Genomic DNA, 16,693 nt, shown 5'->3' with positions numbered 1-16,693 from the left:
GTGATCACATGGAAGGGGCCGACTACTTCACGTATCTGCCCGAGAACACGCTCTGCGAAGCGTGGGGATGCACCGCGCTTTCCACCGGGTACACCGCGATTCCGCCCGGTTCAGACTATCCGCCCGTGCGGCACCCGGACGATCACCACTTCGTCTGGGAGAAGGGGCGAACGCTCCAGGCCTACCAATTTGCGCTCATCAGCGAGGGACGGGGGCGACTCCAGGCGGCGCCGCAGCCCGATGTCGTTCGCACGGTAGAAGCAGGCGATGTGATTTTGCTTTTCCCTGGCGTCTGGCACCGGTTCAGCCCGGATCCGGAGACGGGCTGGGTCGAACACTGGATCGAGTGTCGCGGCTTTGCGTTTGACAGGGCGATGGATATGGAGCTGCTGCCCACAGAGCGGCCATTGTGGCACGCGGGCAAGGCGGGCGAGGCTATCTTCAATACCGTACATCGGCTCGCGCGGGAGGATGCACTCCTACACCAGCCGGAACTTTCCACACTCGGGCTGCAACTTCTCGCCCGGCTTTGCCAGTCGCGCGATCTCGCCGAGCAGGGACGGGCCCGCATCGTTGAGCGCGCGCGGCGCATCCTCATGGAGCAAAGCGGCAGATCGCCGGCGCTTGCGGCTGTGGCCCGCGATCTGGGCATCAGCTATTCGACGCTGCGTCGGCTTTTTCGTCAGCACACAGGGATATCGCTCAAACAATATCAGACTGAAGTGCGGATCCGGCGTGCCTGTGAGTTATTGCGGAATTCCGACAAGTCGATCAAGGAGATTGCGGGGCATCTGGGATACAACTCCGCGTTCCATTTCTCCACTCAATTTCAGAAGGCAACAGGCGTGGCGCCTTCTCACTGGCGGCAACGGAACCATTTCGCGGTACGATGACGTGTATCTCTCGGTCGGTGCCTCCGCTGCAGCGGGTCGGTTGCTGGACCCGTAACACAATACGCTCATGTCCGTTATCCGATTGGCAGTCGCGCGCTGAGCACTCTGTGCCGGAGTGTGGGGGCTAACAGCATGTCGGATCCAAGCTCGGCTCGGTCGGACGCTGTTTGATGGTCATCGTCGGCGTTGTGCTGGGTACGGTTTTTCTCCCCCTCGATCTCAGCAAGACGGCGAGGCGTAGGTGGTTGGACCTTTGTGGCTCACTTGCGTCGAGGATGGTGGTGGCTGATTGCCGATGCCTTCTGGTTGATTTTCCAGCCGCGAGTTGGTTGCACGGGGTGCGGGAAGTGGGGTTGACCGCTGTCGGAACGACGCGTGTACTGCGGGGGCAGTCGCCGCCAACACGCTGGCGAGTAGGGATAGATATATTGGGTTCGTAGAATTTACGAGAGAAATACGCATCTGAAGTTTTTTATACGAATTTAGCCTCGATATAGTGCTGGAACTGCGAAAAAGAGCCCCTAGGCTCAATGTAACGCGGACCAGGGAGGATTCAGCGCGCGATGGCATCATTCTTTCACCGGCCCAAGGCGGCTCGTGCCTGCAATTCCCGTTCGGATTATCAGTAGCGCGTTATGGGGGGTGGAATGTCGATGGAAGTCCTGAGCGATGCAAAGGTAAGAGCGTGTCTTCCCTGGCGCGATCTCATCGACGCCGTTCGCCATGCGTTCCGCGAAGGTGTTGAGGCGCCGGCGCGGGCGGCGCACTCCGTTTCGGTCCCTAATGCGCCAGACCTTACGCTCTTGCTCATGCCCTCGTGGCGGGTCGGCGACAAGATTGCTGTGAAGGTCGCATCGGTTGCGCCCGGCAACGCGCAGCGCGGAATTCCGACGGTCTCGGGTCTGATCTTTCTCCTGGATGCGGAAACGGGCGTCGTCGAGGGTGTCATGGATGCCGGCGAGGTGACGGCGCGCCGCACGGCCGCGGCATCGGCCCTGGCGGCGGACCTCATTTGCGCCAAGTCCGTCCGGTCGCTTTTGCTGGTCGGTGCCGGGCGCCTGATCCACAATCTGGCTCAGGCGCACTGCGTTGTGCGGGACTATGACGAGGTAGCCCTTTGGGCGCGCGATGAAGCCAAGGCCGAAGCGCTTGCCGGGGAGTTGGCCAGTGAAGGTCTCTCCGTCAGCGTTGTTCGGGATTTGCGGGGCGCGTGCGGGCGGGCGGACGTAATTTCCTGCGCGACGATGGCCACAAGCCCGCTGGTTTTAGGCGATTGGCTCAAGCCTGGAGCGCATCTGGATCTTGTCGGGGCGTTTCGGCCGGACATGCGCGAAACCGACGACCGCGCGTTGGTTCGCGCTCGCGGTGCGATCTATGTCGATACCTTTGAAGGCGCCATGGATGAAGCGGGCGATCTGCTGCAGGCGATGGCGGCCAACGCTATCACACGCGAGGACATCGCGGCCGATCTTGCGGCGCTGTGTCGAGGCGAGCGCGCTGGCCCATCCGAAGATCTGACGGTTTTCAAATCGGTCGGGACAGGACTTGAAGACTACGCCGCGGCGCGACTGGTGGCGGCGCGAGCATGAATTCGCCGGTTGTAGGCTATGGCAGCGTTCGGCCGGTTGCCGGAGTTATCGATCGACACGTGCATTATAACGGAATGCACGTTCTCAGGCGGTGCTGGCTCAGACCTGTGGTATGGGAAGCCGGTGCCATGAACAGCGAACCGCCGTATGTGGGGTACGGCCAAATTTCGGGAGCATCCCGAATCTAGGAAAGGGAGACTATTCATGCAGACATTGAAATTGCTCACAGCCGCTGGCCTTATAGGCCTTGCGGCAATGGGGTCCGGCGCAATTGCGCAGGAAACGATGCAGATCGGCGTTCAGGTGCCGACGACCGGCTCGGAGGCGACTTACGGCCAGGACATGATCAACGCGGTGCAGATCGCAGTTGACGAAATCAACGCGGAGGGCGGATTGCTCGGCCAGCAGGTTTCGCTGGTCACCGGCGACACGGCCTGCGATCCCCAGCAGTCCGTCAACGCGGCGAGCCGGCTGGTCTCGGCCAATGTCGTCGGCGTCGTGGGCGGCTACTGCTCGGGTGCCACGCTCCCCACGTTGCAGATCTACGGCGATGCCAATATCCCGTTCATCATCGCGGCTGCGAACTCCACGCAGCTGATTCCGGAAAATCCCGGCAATGCGTTCATGATCAACTCGACGGGAGCGGACCAGGCGGCTAAGGCTGTCGAGTTCCTGTCGGCGCAGGGTGCGGCGACGCTGACGATCGTCAATCAGGGCGACGCCTATTCGCAGGACCTGGCCACGCTTGCTAGCGAGGACTGGACGGCGGCCGGCAATGAGGTCGTCAGTATCGAGACTGTCAATAAAGGCGAGCAGGATTATTCGGCGATCGTCACCAAGATCCGTTCGACCAATCCCGACGCTGTTTTCTGGACTGCCTACTACGCTGACGGTGGCCTTCTCATCCGCCAGCTGCGCCAGTCGGGATATCAGGGCATTATCGCGGTCGGCGACGGATCGAATTCGCCGCAGCTTTTTGATATCGCGGGGCAGGCTGCCGAGGGGGTCTTTGCGTTCTCCAATCCGACCGCGGACTTCCTGCCGCAGGCTGCCTCGTTCACCGAGACGTATCAGGAGGACTACGGCAATGCCCCCGGGCCTTATGCGCCGCTTGCCTATGACGGCATGAAGCTCCTGGGCTGGGCCATCGCGGAAGCCGGGTCCACGGACGCAGACGCAATTATCGAGGTCCTGCGGTCTGCCGACGGCCAGGAATGGCTCGCCGGGCCGATTTCGTTCACTGACGTGAACACGCTGGCACGTTCGAACTTCATCGTGCTCAAGGGCGAAGGCGGGGCCTGGACCCGGGCCGACGAGTAGTCCTTACGGTAAAGGCTGATGCACCGATCCGGCGTCCCTGGGGCGCCGGGTCCTTTCGCGCATCGCCGTCAACGCGAGAAGACCTGACATGACAGCCTTTGATGTTGTGATGCAGCAGATCGTGAACGGCTTGGTGTTGGGCTCGTTCTACGCTCTGGTTGCGCTGGGCTACACGATGATCTTCGGGGTCATCAAGCTGCTCAACTTCGCCCATGGCGACCTCTATATGGTCGGCGGTTTCGTCGGCTTTCTGGTTCTATCGGCCATTTCCGGGATAACGGGCGGCGGCTGGACCGGCGTGGCCATATCCATGTTCCTTTCCATGATCGCTGTGGGGTGCCTTGGCGTCGTGATCGAACGGGTGGCGTACCATCCGATGCTGCGCGCGCCGCGACTTTCGATTCTGATCACCGCGCTTGCGGTGTCGCTTGTACTCCAGAACACGGTGCTTTCGATTACCCATGGCCAGTACACGGCCTTTGGAGCCGATTTCGGCTTTGGCGGGGTCAATCTGGGCAACGTTTTTATCACCTACAACCAGATGATCCTCGTTGGGATCGCCGCGTTCCTGATGATCGGGCTCGAAGTGTTCGTTTCGCGCACGCAGTACGGCCGGGCCATGCGGGCGGTGGCGATCGACAAGGACATGTGCCAACTCATGGGCATCAACGTTTCCGGCGTGATCGCGGTGACGTTTCTGATCGGCTCGGCGCTTGCGGCCGCGGCGGGCACGCTGGCGGGCGCCTACTACGGATCGGTTTGGTATTTCATGGGCTTTCTGATCGGCCTCAAGGCGTTCACCGCGGCTGTGATCGGGGGTATCGGATCCATTCCAGGCGCGATGCTCGGGGGGCTGATCCTCGGGTTCCTGGAAGCCTTCGGGACGCAATTGCCGGGCATTGGAAGCGAGTGGAAGGACGTTTTCTCCTTCGCCGTTCTCATACTGGTTCTCGTGTTCAAGCCGACGGGCTTGCTGGGCAAGTCTGAACAGGAGCGCATGTAATGACCTCCAATTCGAACGGTGCCGTACCGACACACGGGCTGGGCCCCTTCCTTCAGGATGCTCGCCTGCGATGGGTCGTTGCGATCGCGATCCTGGCTTTCCTCGTCGTGGCGCCGATGATCTTCGGCAGCTATATAACCGTCATCCTCACGAACGCGCTGCTCTACGTCGTTTTGTGCCTTGGGCTCAACATCGTTGTGGGCTATGCGGGTCTGCTCGATCTGGGCTATGCGGCGTTCTTCGCGGTCGGGGCCTATACGATCGGCGTTCTGACGATCCAGTTCGGTTTCAACTTCTGGGTGGCGTTTCCATTTGCTGTTCTCGCGGCCGTGCTGGCGGGTGTGATCATAGGCGGACCGACGTTGCGTCTGCGGTCGGACTATCTGGCCATTGTGACGCTCGGGTTCGGTGAAATCGTACGGTTTTCGGCACGCAACCTCGAGATCACAGGGCGGGCCAGCGGCATTTCAGGGATTCAGGACCCCTCGCTGTTCGGCTGGCAGATCCGGACGCAGACCGATTATTACTACGTCTTCGTGGTGCTCGCGATCATAGCCGTGATCGCCTCGTTCCGGCTGGCCAATTCGCGGCTGGGGCGGGCGTGGCTTTATGTCCGTCACGACGAAGACGCGGCCGAGGCCATGGGCATCAACCGGGTGCAGGTGAAGCTTGCCGCATACGTGATCGGAGCGATCTTCGGCGCGGTCGGCGGGGCGTTTTTTGCTGCCAATCTCGGCGCGATTTCGCCCGAGAGCTTCTCTTTCGAACAGTCCGTGCTGGTGCTGATGGCTGTTATTCTAGGCGGCATGGGCAAGATCCCGGGCGTCATCCTCGGCGCGTTCATCATCATTCTGGGCCCCGAATTGCTTCGCGATCTGGGCGAGTTCCGGCTGCTGGTCTTCGCGGTCGGACTGCTTTTGATCATGCTGTTCCGTCCCTCGGGTATCTGGCCGGGCAGGAGGGGAGCATAGCCATGGCTGACAATCAACTGCTCGCGCTGAGCGGCGTTACGCTTGCGTTTGCCGGCAATACCGTGCTCGACGATGTCAACTTCTCCATTCCGCGCGATGCCATTGTGAGCCTCATCGGCCCCAATGGTGCGGGCAAGACGTCGCTCTTCAATTCGATCACAGGCTTTTACAAGCCGCAGGGCGGGTCGGTGCGGTTCGACGGGCAGGAACTATTAAAGCTCAAGCCGCATCAGGTCACCGCGTCGGGGATTGCGCGTACATTCCAGAATGTGCGCTTGTTCCGTGAAATGACGGTGCTTGAGAACGTAATGTCGGGAATGCACTGCCGTACCAAGTCGGGTGCGCTTGCAGCGGTCCTCCGTCTCCCCTCGCAGCAGCGCGAAGAAGCGGAGATCCGTGCGTTCAGCGAAGAGTGCCTCGCGTTCGTCGGCATTGCGGACGAAGCGAACCGCGAAGCCACCACGTTGGCCTACGGGCATCAGCGACGGGTGGAAATCGCCCGGGCGTTGGCGACCAAGCCCAAGCTTCTGCTACTCGACGAACCGGCTGCCGGGCTCAATTCGGGCGAAAAGGTCGCCCTGACCGAACTGATCGCCCGCATCCGGAACGAACTGGGCATTTCGGTGCTCCTCATCGAGCACGACATGGGGCTCGTCATGAAGATCTCCGAACGCATCAGCGTGCTCGACCACGGCAAGATGATTGCCGAGGGTACGGCCAAGGACATCCAGAACGATCCCAAGGTGATCGAGGCTTATCTGGGGCAGGACGACGGGGAGGGGCAGTCATGAGCACATCCGGAAACGCCGTTCTCAAGCTCAAGGGTATCGAAGCCGGTTATGGGCGTATTCAGGCGCTTATGGGCATCGATCTCGAGGTCCACGAAGGTCAGATCGTCACGCTTCTGGGTGCGAATGGTGCCGGGAAGTCTACAACGCTCAAGACCATTTCGGGGCTGGTGCGGGCTCGCGCGGGTAGCGTCGAGTTCATGGGCGAGGATATTACCGGCAAGAATGCGCACCAGATCGCGCGGTCGGGGTTGGTGCACGTACCTGAGGGCCGGCACATCTTGCGCGGGTTGAGCGTCAAGGAGAACCTCGAACTCGGGGCATTCACCGTTTCGGACGCGAAGCTGCGTCAGACGCGAATGCAGGAGGTGTTCGATCTCTTTCCGATCCTGGGCAAGAGGCAGCATCAGGACGGATCGCTGCTCTCGGGCGGCGAACAGCAGATGCTAGCAATGGGCCGGGCGCTGATGCACGGGCCAAAACTCCTGCTGCTCGATGAACCTTCGATGGGCCTGGCACCCAAGCTGGTTCTCGAGACGATGCGTATCGTCAAGCGTCTCAACGAGGCGGGAACGACGATTCTCTTGGTCGAACAGAACGCGCGGCTGGCCCTGCGGCTTGCCCACTACGGCTATGTACTTGAAAGCGGAGCGATCCGCATGAAGGACGAGGCCGCGCGGTTGCAGGCAGACAAATCCATCGTTCAGGCCTACCTGGGCGAGTAACCAATGCCGCTGGCGCTGGTGACCTGGCGCCGGCGGACTTTCTCCATTGGAGTTTTCCCATGCGCACGCGCAAGATCATCCACATCGTGGGCTGTCATGCCGAGGGCGAGGTCGGCGATGTGATCGTCGGTGGGGTTGCGCCGCCGCCGGGGGAGACGCTCTGGGAGCAGTCGCGGTATATTGCGCGCGACGACACGCTGCGGCGGTTCGTGCTCAATGAGCCGCGCGGCGGGGTGTTCCGACATATCAATCTGCTGGTCCCTCCGAAGGATCCGCGGGCGCAGATGGGCTGGATCATCATGGAGCCCGAGGATACGCCGCCCATGAGCGGGTCGAATTCGATCTGCGTTTCAACGGTACTGCTCGATACCGGGATCATTCCTATCACCGAACCCGAAACCCGCATGGTGCTTGAGGCGCCTGGCGGTCTCGTCGAGGTCGTAGCGCAGTGCGCAAACGGCAAGGCCGAGCGGATCACCGTGCGCAACGTGCCGAGTTTTGCCGACAGGCTCGACATCGCGCTGGAGGTCGAAGGGTTCGGAACACTCAATGTCGACACGGCCTATGGCGGGGACAGTTTCGTCATCGTCGATGCGCGCGATCTGGGTTTTGCCGTTACGCCTGACGAGGCGCGTGAGATTGCCGAGGCTGGCGTCAGGATCACGCGTGCGGCCAATGAGCAGATCGGTTTCGCCCATCCGGAAAACCCGGACTGGGACCACATTTCATTCTGTCAGATTGCGGCGCCTTTGGGGACCGAAGACGGCGTGTCGAGCGGGAAGAGTGCGGTTGTTATCCAGCCGGGCAAGATTGATCGGTCGCCCACCGGGACCGGCTGCTCGGCGCGGATGGCCGTGCTGCACGCGCGGGGACTGCTCAAGACCGGAGACAGGTTCATCGGACGCTCGATCATAGACTCGCGATTCGATTGCTGCATCGAGGCTGTGACGCGTGCTGGCGGCCGTCCGGCGATCGTGCCTACGATTTCCGGGCGGGCATGGATTACAGGGACGCGGCAGGAAATGCTCGATCCCGGCGATCCCTGGCCCGAAGGCTATCGGCTTGCAGACACCTGGCCCCGCCTCTAGGGGGCATGACATTTTCAATTCGGTTAAGGGAAACCGGCGATGTCCATGGCAACTCTCCTGGGGTTTTCCGCGATCCTGATGTGGGCGCTGCTGGCGCTGTTCACATCGGCAAGCGGCACCGTGCCGCCATTCCAGCTCAACGCCATGACCTTTACCGTGGCGACGGTAATCGGGCTCGTCTATCTCAGAGCGCGTGGGCGGAGTTTGTTGGTTTTTCGCCAGCGACCGGCCGTGTGGCTGCTCGGTGTGGCGGGTCTTTTTGGGTACCATGCATTTTATTTCGGAGCGCTACGCAATGCGCCGCCGGCGCAGGCGAGCCTTATCGCTTATCTCTGGCCGCTGCTTATTGTGCTGGGATCGGCTGCGCTGCCGGGCGAGAAGTTGCGCTGGTTCCACGGTGTCGGGGCAGCTTTGGGGCTTTCGGGCGCGGCGCTCATCATTACCGGAGGCGGCGACATTGCAGTCTCGGCGGCCTATGTGCCGGGCTACGTTCTTGCCGGATTTTGCGCGCTGACCTGGTCGAGCTATTCGCTGCTTTCGCGGCGCTTTTCCGACGTGCCTTCGGATATCGTAACCGGGTTCTGTCTAGCTACGGCCGCTCTCTCCGTCGTCGCACACGTCTTGTTCGAGACGACGGTCTGGCCGGCGGACTGGGTCGAATGGCTCGCGGTCCTCGGATTGGGCCTGATGCCGGTTGGCGGGGCGTTTTATGTCTGGGATTATGCCGTCAAGAAAGGCGATATCCAGCTCATTGGCGCGGCGAGCTATGCGGCGCCACTGCTGTCCACCCTGATCCTCATCGCGAGCGGACAGGCAGCGTTCTCCGGGGCAATCGTCGTCGCGGCGGTGCTGATTACCGCCGGGGCGTGCCTTGCGGCGCTGCCGCTGTTCATGCGTTTGCTGGATACCCGGCTCGCGGCGAAACGGAGCTCGGCCGGCTAGGCAGCGCCGGGCATTGCCATCGTGGGGCGCTATCGGGCCAGCCAGCCACCGTCGACGGGCAACACCACGCCATGGACGTAGGTGGCCGCCTCGCTCGCGAGGAAGACGGCTGCACCGCCGATATCGCCAGGTTGTCCCCAGCGCCCCGCCGGGATGCGGCCGAGGATTTCGGTGCGGCGTTTTTCGTCGTTGCGCAGCGCTTCGGTGTTGTTGGTTTCGATATAGCCGGGCGCGATGGCGTTGACGTTGATGCTCTTGGCGGCCCACTCGCAGGCGAGGAGACGGGTGAGGCCTGCGAGCCCGCTTTTGGACGCCGTATAGGAAGGGATGCGGATGCCGCCCTGGAAGGAGAGCAGCGAGGCGATGTTGACGATCCTGCCCTCGCGCTCGGCGGCCAATGCCCTGCGGGCGAAGGCCTGACAGAGGAAAAACGCGGTCTTGAGGTTGAGATCTATGACCGCGTCCCAATCCTCTTCGGTGAAGTCGATCGCGTCGGCGCGGCGGATCATGCCGGCGTTGTTTACGAGGATGTCGATGGGACCTCCGCTGTTCCATGCGTCTTCGAGCGCGGCGACGGCGGCGCGCATATCGCTGAGGTCGACGATGATTTCGGAGCAGTTGCGCCCCAGTCTTTCAACCCGGGCACACGTTTCCTTCATCGCGGAGCGGCCTACTGCGACTATGTCGGCGCCGGCTTCGGCCAGTGCGATCGCGATGCCCTGACCGATACCGGTGTTCGCGCCGGTGACGAACGCCCGCTTGCCGCTAAGGTCGAACCCCGCCATCAGCGCAGGTCCTCCATCGCGACCATGTCGACGTCCTTGTAGTCGATGTTATCGCCCGCCATGGCCCAGATGAAGGTGTAGTTTGCTGTTCCGGCGCCGCAATGGATGGACCAACCCGGTGAAAGGAGAGCTTGCTCATTGGCGATGACCATGTGGCGGGTCTCGTCGGGCTCGCCCATGAAGTGGAAGACACGGGCGGTCTCGGGCATCCCGAAATAGAGGTAGGCCTCGGTGCGCCGGTCGTGCAGGTGAGCGGGCATGGTGTTCCAGACGGAACCGGGCGCGAGGGTCGTCATGCCGACGACGAGCTGGCAGGATTTGACGCCTTCTGCGTGCACGAACTGGAAGATCGAGCGCTCGTTGGAGGTTTCCTGCGCGCCGAGGTCGATGCGGTTGGCGTCTTGGATCTTGATAAGCTTTGTATCATGGGCCTGATGGGCGGGTGCGCTGACGATGTAAAACTTCGCACCCTGGCCGGAGAACGAGACCTCTCCGGCGTCCATGGCGATATAGAGCATGTCGCGGTGGCCGAGGGCGTAGTTGGTATCGCCGACGGTTACCGTGCCTTCCTCCCCAACATTGGCGACGACCGCTTCGCGGCGATCGAGGAAGCCGGCCGTGCCGAGAGTTTTGAAAGCTTCGAGCTTGAGCGCGCCGTTGGCTGGCGCGGCGCCGCCTACGATCATACGGTCCATGTGGCTGTAGGTGAGATTGATCTCGCCGGGGGCAAACAGGGTTTCGATGAGGAATTCGGACCGCAGGGCGGTCGTATCGAGGCTGCGCGCGGTTTCCGGGTCGATGGCCCAGCGCGTTTCGACGTTCATGGATAGCTCCTAATATTCTGGAGGTTAGTTTGCCTTCGTGAGGCGTTCGGCGGCTACGGGGCGGCGCTCGGCGAGCATTTCGACGAGGAGCAGCATAGCCAGGGCCTGACCGTAAGGGGCAGGGGCGTTGGGGATGCGGCGGTAGAAGTCGAGGTCGTGACCCATCGGGGTCCCGTCGGACACTTCCGCGACGATACCATCGTCTCCGATTCGTGTGACCACGGCGGAAAAGGCCTTTTCAGCCATGGCGCGGCAATCGGGTGAGAGAAGTCCGAGCTCGATACCGCGCAGGACACCATAGGCGATGCCGGCGGTTGCCGAGGTTTCGAGCGGGGAGGATTTGTCGTCTAGTAGTGTCGAGAACATTCCGTCCGCGTGCTGCAGAGTCTGAAGAGTTGCGACCTGCGCGCGCAAGACGGCGCCAAGAAATTTTGCCGTTGAGGGCGGGATGTCCTCGATCAATCCAAAAAGCTCGGGAATGGCCACCGTAATCCAGGAATTGCCGCGGGCCCAGAAGGCGTTGGCGAAATTGTGCCGGCCGTTAAAGGTCCAGCCGTGATACCAAAGCCCGGTAACCGGGTCGGAGAGATATCGGGCGTGCACGAGGAACTGGTAGAGCGCCTCGTCGACCCAGTCGCGGCGCCCGAAGCGCTGGCCGGCACGAGCGAGGAAGAGGCAGGTCATGAAGAGCGTGTCGTCCCAAAGCTCGCCATCGTTCATGCGCTCCTTGACCACGTGCTGGAAGCCGTCGTCCTCGGTACGCGCGAGCCCCTTCATCAGCCAATCGGCCCAATCCTTGACCAGGTCTTCCCAGTCGGGGCGATCAACGTGGTCGATCAGCACACTCAGGGGGAGCATGGGCGAGCTGGAGTTGACCTGACGGGGTGGAAGACCGCGCCCGATCTGCCAGTCATACCATTCGGCAATGGAGGCGATGAGTTGATCGTCACCTGCGGCTTCGGCGTGGCGGAGGAGGCCATAAACACCGACGCCGACTTCCCAATCCCATTCGTCGAACTGGATGGTGAATCCATCGCTTTTGAGCGGTGCCGTCTCGTTCATGCCTTTGAGGCGCGCAAGACCGAGCGCAACGTTGGACAGCAGCCGGGCAAGATCCTCTTGGTGGTGCATACTCTAGACTTTCTCGTGACGATCTCGTGTTAATGGATCAGGACAGGACGGGGGTGGCCGACGCGCGGACCAGCGGTTCGAGTCCGGGATTGGGGAAGGTGAATGGCGCTCCATCGACCGAGAGTCCCGTGGCATAGTCGAGGGTAAGGGTGCTGCGCCCATGGCGCGAGAGAGTGGCCTGCATGGCAACGGGGTCGAGTTCGAACGCCGTATCGCCAAGCATCGCCTTGATAATGGCGATGTCCGCGCCCTGTGCGAGTTCGCCGACGATGACAGCCCACGCAGTCCGGGTGCCCCTTGCACGGTATTCACGCCCCGCACCGGGGCCGGTTTTGACCGGGACGATGGGCGCGGACGCGGTCAGCGCCGCGAAACCGCGTCCGGCGCGAAGGATCAGCCAATTGTTCCAGAGGGCGTACTCGTCGAAGCCGCTGGCGGGCGCGCAGGCGTGGGTAAAATCCACTCGGGGGTCGTCGCCCAGATCATACAACATCAGGGCTGCGTCATCGTACTGGGCGATGCGGGGCATGACCCCATTGCCGGCCCAATAGGAGGGGCGTTGGTGGCCCCAGGGATCGTCTTCGCCAGGGTGGTTGATCCACGCGCGGGCGAAAGGATGGCTAGCGAGGCGGATGTCGATGAGGTGCTGCTGATGCCCCTTCCGTCCGGGTTCACCGCCCACCGAGGCCGAAAGCTGCACAGAGGCGCGTTTGTGCAGCGCGAGACGGCCGGCATTCTGATAGCCTTGGACGTAGTGCGCATTGAGTGCGGTGCCCGGAGGCGGGGACGCGTAGCGATCGAGGTTCGCGGGCGGCGCGTAGGTGCCGGCGGCGAACATCGGCAGTGCAGCGACGCCGTTGTTGAGCCAGCCCTCGCCGAAAGCAACCGCCGCGAAAGGCGACAGTTCGGTGAGGGGGCCGGCGTGCAGTTCCTTGTCGTAGGCGCGACCCTGCGTGCCGGCGGCAACGCCGCCGAGCGTGTGCAGCGCGATCATGGTGAAGAGTCGGTCGAGAAGTCGCTTTGCCCGGGCCTTGATATCGCCATCAGCCCAGTGCTCGAGCGCGAGAAGGCCAATGAAATCGATGGGATAGTAGGCGGCTGAATTCCATTCGGCGAGGCCGTGCGCTTCAACGGAATCGAACCATTTGCCGAGACGATCGGTGGCAATGCGGGCCTGGTCGACTCCCTTCCGACGTGATGCGGTGAATTTCCCGGAGGGCATGAGGCGGCCCGCGAGATACTGAGAGACATGGAAGCAAAGTACGTGGTTCTCGCTCCAGAACCACATGACGTCGTTGCCTGGCTCATCGACCCAATAGCGGTAATTCAGGATCGCCATTTCAACCCGCTGCGCGAGCGCGACGGGCAGCTTGTCCTTGTACGCGCCGTAGATCCAGAGGAGCGGCACCATGACGAAATCCGAGCAGTCGCGGCGCTGCTCTATGGCAGCGAGGGTGTCGGAAAGGATGGCCTCGAGCGTGCCGTTTGCCCGACGCCCCATCGAAAGCATGGCGAGGGCGCGCCCGACGCGCAGTTCACCGAACTCGGCAGCGAAGGCTAACGCTGCGTGCTTGCGGGCCTCAAGCGCTTCGGGCAGGGGCGGCGGTGTCTCGTCGCGCAGGAGCGCGAAGCCGATATGGCGTTCGACGCGGGCATCGCCGATTTGGAAGGTCAGGTCGAGTGGGTGGTAGCCGTCCGAAAGGGTATCAAGGCCGGCGAGGGCAACGCGGTTCGTGCCCGCGCGCAGAACGGCCTGCGTTTCAAAGAGCGGCGGCTTGTGCCGCATATGGACGCTTTGCTGGACGCGGGCGGTAACCGTCACGTCAGCACCGGCCGGCGCATCAAAAACAAGGACCAGGGGCCCGGTGCTGACGAAGTCGTGTGCGGGCCGAACGTCGGCGGCAAGCGCCATAAGCGTCCCGATATCGGCAGGGCTCGCGCCGCCGGGCACGCCGGACCGGATTTCGACATCGGCCATCGCGGTCATCTCGACGTACCATGTGGTGTCGCGTTCGGCGAGGTCTTCGCTGAGCATGACTACTTCGCTGCCGGCTGCTTTCAGTGGCAAGGTGACCGTGGTCGCGTGTTCAGCGTTACGCGTGAAGGGCTCGAAACGAGCCGCGAGCACGCCATCGACCCAAATGTGGACGCCGCCGCATGTCGCGACGGAAAATGGGTAGTCTCCATCGGCCGGGGGAACCAGCGTCGTGCGGCACCAGCGCGCGAGCCGCGTGGGGCGGTGCCAGAAGCTGGAGAAATCCAGCCGTCTGTTAAAGCCCGGGAGGTTGATGCTTTCGACGGGCCAGTCCGTCCTGAGGGCGACGTCACGAGACTTGATTTCGTTCCAAAGCGCCACTCGGCAAGGCAGATCGCCGACGTCGACAAAGCCGTTGACGAAGCGGTAATTGACGCGATCCTCGGCAAGCGCTGGGGTGCCTGGATAGTATACCGCTTCAATCGGAGACAGCGCCCACGCGACGACGGTCCCACCCGGCGGGACCGAGAAGAATGCCGTTGCGACGCCCGCTTCTGCCGACAGGGCACTCATTGGCGCACTCCGATAAGATCGAGCTTTTCAGCAAAGTGGCAACGAACCTGGCGGTTCGGCGTAACCATGCGCAGTTCGGGCTCATCTGTGGAACATTTGGCTTCCGCGTAGGGGCAGCGCGGATGGAAGGTACAGCCCGAGGGCGGGTTTGCCGCGTTGGCAATCTCGCCTTTGAGTGGAACGCGCTTACGGGCCCGGTTGCCCTTGGGATCGGGCTGGGGCACGGCTGCCATGAGGGCTTCGGTGTACGGGTGGAGCGGCTTTGTAAAAATATCGTCGGTCGGCGCCGTCTCGACCAGGCGGCCGAGGTACATCACGCCGATGCGGTCGGAGATGTGCTCCACCATGCCCAGATCGTGGGTGATGAAGAGGTAGGTGAGACCGAACTTCTCCTGCAGGTCCTGCAGGAGATTGATGTTTTGCGCGGCAACCGAGACGTCGAGCGCAGAGACTGCTTCGTCCGCGGCGATGAAGCTGGGGTTCAAGGCGAGCGCGCGGGCGATGCCGATGCGCTGGCGTTGTCCGCCCGAAAAGGCGTGCGGGTAGCGCTGCAGGTATTCGGGGCGCAGGCCGACGACACTCAGAAGCTCGGCGACGCGATCACGGATTTCAGCCTGGGTGCCGACGCCGTGAATAACGAGCGGCTCGCCGATCAATTCGAGCAGCGTCATGCGCGGGTTGAGCGAGGAATAGGGATCCTGGAAGATCATCTGCATTTCGCGGCGCATCGCGCGCAGCTCGCTCTCGCGCATGTGCGAGATGTCGACGATGGAATTGTCGGCGCGCCGGAACAGGATCTGGCCATCCGTCACCGGGTAGGCACGCAGCATCAGGCGGGCTACGGTGGATTTGCCCGACCCGCTCTCGCCGACAAGACCAAAGGTTTCGCCTTTCTTGATGTCAAGGGTTACCCCGTCGATGGCCTTGACGTCGCCGACATGACGGCGGTTCCAGCCGGCGTGGATGGGGAAGTACTTCTTGAGGCCGCGAACCGAAATGAGGGTATCATCCGGCATCGCCGGGGCCGCGGGGCCGTGGGCGGGAGCGTCAGACATTGACGGCCTCCTTGAGGAAATCTTCGGCAAAGTGGCAGCGCGAGATCTGGCCGTTAGCGAAACTATGCGCTTCGGGCATATCGACATCACACAGACCGCGCCGTGCGTGCTCGCACCGGGGATTGAACGGGCAGCCCTGCGGTACGCTGAATGGGTCGGGGACCATGCCGGGGATTGTCGGCAGGCGCCGGCCCTGGTCGACGCCGAGTCGCGGGATCGAGCGCAGAAGGGCGCGGGTATAGGGGTGCTTGGGGGCGTAGAAGATGTCGTCGACCGTCGCGGTTTCGACTATGCGGCCCAGATACATCACCGAGACGCGGTCCGCGATATCGGCGACAACGCCGAAATTGTGCGTGATGAAAACGATCGCCATGCCCAGTTCTGACTGCAGCTCTTTCAGCAGCGTCAGAATTTGGGCTTCGGTGGTGACGTCGAGCGCAGTCGTGGGCTCGTCGGCGATCAACAGCGCTGGGTTGCACGAGATCGCCAGTGCGATCATGGCGCGCTGGCGCATGCCGCCCGACAGCTGGTGCGGGTAGGCATCGAGGAGCTGTTCGGGCCGGGGCATATGGACCTTGGCCAGGAGCTCGGCGGCGCGCTTGCGGGCGGCGGCACGATCCATCTGCATGTGCAATTGGATCGTGCGGGTGATCTGTGTACCGATGGTATGGACCGGCGAGAGCGCGGTCATCGGTTCCTGGAAAATCATGCCGATATGGTTGCCGCGCACCTTGCGGATGGCGCGGGAATTGCGGCCGAGCGCCGAGAGTTCGATTTGCTCTTCCGGCCTTGGGGAAAAGCGGATCGTGCCGCCGGCTTCCCTCGCGTTGCGTGGCAGGAGCCGCATGATCGAGCGCGCGGTGATGGATTTTCCGGAACCGCTTTCGCCGACCACGCCAAGCACTTCGCCGCGGTTGACGTGGTAGGAGACGCCGTTGACGGCCTTGACCACGCCTTCGCGCATGGGGAAGTGGACCTGGACATTGTCCAGTTCGATCAGCCGGTTCTCAAGCAGGGATGTGTTTGCCATG

Annotated in this window: 15 protein-coding genes; 9 read left to right on the top strand and 6 right to left on the bottom strand. The window is 62.5% G+C overall.

The features are described 5' to 3' along the window. Window positions 1-8 precede the first annotated feature (8 nt). The 9 genes from LSG43_RS11955 (at window position 9) to yddG (ending at window position 9,319) form a co-directional block, all read left to right on the top strand. Window positions 9-893, top strand: a complete 885-nt coding sequence (locus tag LSG43_RS11955) for a helix-turn-helix domain-containing protein (RefSeq protein ID WP_231804386.1) — start codon at window positions 9-11, stop codon at window positions 891-893. A gap of 647 nt (window positions 894-1,540) precedes the next feature. Next, window positions 1,541-2,482 carry a bifunctional Delta(1)-pyrroline-2-carboxylate/Delta(1)-piperideine-2-carboxylate reductase gene (gene lhpI / locus LSG43_RS11950; protein ID WP_231804385.1) on the top strand — a complete coding sequence of 314 codons (942 nt, stop codon included), beginning with the start codon at window positions 1,541-1,543 and terminating at the stop codon, window positions 2,480-2,482. A 204-nt stretch (window positions 2,483-2,686) separates the two neighbouring features. Next, window positions 2,687-3,802 (top strand): branched-chain amino acid ABC transporter substrate-binding protein, encoded by a 1,116-nt coding sequence (locus LSG43_RS11945; RefSeq protein WP_231804383.1) that lies wholly within the window; start codon window positions 2,687-2,689, stop codon window positions 3,800-3,802. A gap of 88 nt (window positions 3,803-3,890) precedes the next feature. After that, window positions 3,891-4,805 carry a branched-chain amino acid ABC transporter permease gene (locus tag LSG43_RS11940; protein WP_231804381.1) on the top strand — a complete coding sequence of 305 codons (915 nt, stop codon included), beginning with the start codon at window positions 3,891-3,893 and terminating at the stop codon, window positions 4,803-4,805. Beyond that, window positions 4,805-5,776, top strand: coding sequence for a branched-chain amino acid ABC transporter permease (locus LSG43_RS11935; protein WP_231804379.1), 972 nt, complete (start codon window positions 4,805-4,807; stop codon window positions 5,774-5,776). Before LSG43_RS11940 ends, LSG43_RS11935 begins: the two co-directional genes overlap by 1 nt. Before the next feature lie 2 nt (window positions 5,777-5,778). Beyond that, window positions 5,779-6,567 carry an ABC transporter ATP-binding protein gene (locus LSG43_RS11930; RefSeq protein ID WP_231804377.1) on the top strand — a complete coding sequence of 263 codons (789 nt, stop codon included), beginning with the start codon at window positions 5,779-5,781 and terminating at the stop codon, window positions 6,565-6,567. Further along, entirely contained in the window at window positions 6,564-7,289 is a 726-nt protein-coding gene (locus tag LSG43_RS11925) for an ABC transporter ATP-binding protein (RefSeq protein WP_231804375.1), read from the top strand. Before LSG43_RS11930 ends, LSG43_RS11925 begins: the two co-directional genes overlap by 4 nt. A gap of 59 nt (window positions 7,290-7,348) precedes the next feature. Continuing rightward, window positions 7,349-8,377 carry a trans-3-hydroxy-L-proline dehydratase gene (locus LSG43_RS11920; protein ID WP_231804373.1) on the top strand — a complete coding sequence of 343 codons (1,029 nt, stop codon included), beginning with the start codon at window positions 7,349-7,351 and terminating at the stop codon, window positions 8,375-8,377. 39 nt (window positions 8,378-8,416) lie between these two features. After that, window positions 8,417-9,319, top strand: coding sequence for an aromatic amino acid exporter YddG (yddG, locus tag LSG43_RS11915; RefSeq protein ID WP_231804371.1), 903 nt, complete (start codon window positions 8,417-8,419; stop codon window positions 9,317-9,319). Between the two features lie 29 nt (window positions 9,320-9,348). Here the strand turns inward: yddG and kduD are convergent, their stop codons facing one another. From kduD to LSG43_RS11885, 6 genes are read right to left on the bottom strand one after another with little or no spacing between them, the layout of a single operon-like run. After that, on the bottom strand, window positions 9,349-10,104 hold the full coding sequence (kduD, locus tag LSG43_RS11910; RefSeq protein ID WP_439652030.1) for a 2-dehydro-3-deoxy-D-gluconate 5-dehydrogenase KduD: 756 nt from the start codon (window positions 10,102-10,104) through the stop codon (window positions 9,349-9,351). Further along, window positions 10,104-10,928 carry a 5-dehydro-4-deoxy-D-glucuronate isomerase gene (gene kduI / locus LSG43_RS11905; protein WP_231804369.1) on the bottom strand — a complete coding sequence of 275 codons (825 nt, stop codon included), beginning with the start codon at window positions 10,926-10,928 and terminating at the stop codon, window positions 10,104-10,106. The genes kduD and kduI overlap by 1 nt, the downstream gene beginning before the upstream one ends. A gap of 24 nt (window positions 10,929-10,952) precedes the next feature. After that, window positions 10,953-12,059, bottom strand: a complete 1,107-nt coding sequence (bglB, locus tag LSG43_RS11900) for a beta-galactosidase BglB (RefSeq protein WP_231804367.1) — start codon at window positions 12,057-12,059, stop codon at window positions 10,953-10,955. Window positions 12,060-12,096: 37 nt separating this feature from the next. Beyond that, complete coding sequence (locus LSG43_RS11895; RefSeq protein ID WP_231804365.1) at window positions 12,097-14,607, bottom strand: PA14 domain-containing protein; 2,511 nt, start codon at window positions 14,605-14,607, stop codon at window positions 12,097-12,099. After that, a complete protein-coding gene (locus LSG43_RS11890; protein ID WP_231804363.1) occupies window positions 14,604-15,662 on the bottom strand; it encodes an ABC transporter ATP-binding protein in 1,059 nt (352 codons plus the stop codon). Before LSG43_RS11890 ends, LSG43_RS11895 begins: the two co-directional genes overlap by 4 nt. Beyond that, a complete protein-coding gene (locus LSG43_RS11885; RefSeq protein WP_231804361.1) occupies window positions 15,655-16,692 on the bottom strand; it encodes an ABC transporter ATP-binding protein in 1,038 nt (345 codons plus the stop codon). Before LSG43_RS11885 ends, LSG43_RS11890 begins: the two co-directional genes overlap by 8 nt. Window position 16,693: the final 1 nt, after the last annotated feature.

Source organism: Pelagibacterium xiamenense (genome assembly GCF_021166475.1).
GTDB lineage: Bacteria > Pseudomonadota > Alphaproteobacteria > Rhizobiales > Devosiaceae > Pelagibacterium > Pelagibacterium xiamenense.
Note: the sequence above shows the minus strand (reverse complement) of the source record. Positions and strands in the feature narration are given on the sequence as shown.

Coding starts and splice junctions, on each gene's coding strand:
- LSG43_RS11955 (WP_231804386.1), top strand. CDS start 9: ATGGAAGGGGCCGACTACTTCACGTATCTGCCCGAGAACACGCTCTGC.
- lhpI (WP_231804385.1), top strand. CDS start 1,541: ATGTCGATGGAAGTCCTGAGCGATGCAAAGGTAAGAGCGTGTCTTCCC.
- LSG43_RS11945 (WP_231804383.1), top strand. CDS start 2,687: ATGCAGACATTGAAATTGCTCACAGCCGCTGGCCTTATAGGCCTTGCG.
- LSG43_RS11940 (WP_231804381.1), top strand. CDS start 3,891: ATGACAGCCTTTGATGTTGTGATGCAGCAGATCGTGAACGGCTTGGTG.
- LSG43_RS11935 (WP_231804379.1), top strand. CDS start 4,805: ATGACCTCCAATTCGAACGGTGCCGTACCGACACACGGGCTGGGCCCC.
- LSG43_RS11930 (WP_231804377.1), top strand. CDS start 5,779: ATGGCTGACAATCAACTGCTCGCGCTGAGCGGCGTTACGCTTGCGTTT.
- LSG43_RS11925 (WP_231804375.1), top strand. CDS start 6,564: ATGAGCACATCCGGAAACGCCGTTCTCAAGCTCAAGGGTATCGAAGCC.
- LSG43_RS11920 (WP_231804373.1), top strand. CDS start 7,349: ATGCGCACGCGCAAGATCATCCACATCGTGGGCTGTCATGCCGAGGGC.
- yddG (WP_231804371.1), top strand. CDS start 8,417: ATGTCCATGGCAACTCTCCTGGGGTTTTCCGCGATCCTGATGTGGGCG.
- kduD (WP_439652030.1), bottom strand. CDS start 10,104: ATGGCGGGGTTCGACCTTAGCGGCAAGCGGGCGTTCGTCACCGGCGCG.
- kduI (WP_231804369.1), bottom strand. CDS start 10,928: ATGAACGTCGAAACGCGCTGGGCCATCGACCCGGAAACCGCGCGCAGC.
- bglB (WP_231804367.1), bottom strand. CDS start 12,059: ATGCACCACCAAGAGGATCTTGCCCGGCTGCTGTCCAACGTTGCGCTC.
- LSG43_RS11895 (WP_231804365.1), bottom strand. CDS start 14,607: ATGAGTGCCCTGTCGGCAGAAGCGGGCGTCGCAACGGCATTCTTCTCG.
- LSG43_RS11890 (WP_231804363.1), bottom strand. CDS start 15,662: ATGTCTGACGCTCCCGCCCACGGCCCCGCGGCCCCGGCGATGCCGGAT.
- LSG43_RS11885 (WP_231804361.1), bottom strand. CDS start 16,692: ATGGCAAACACATCCCTGCTTGAGAACCGGCTGATCGAACTGGACAAT.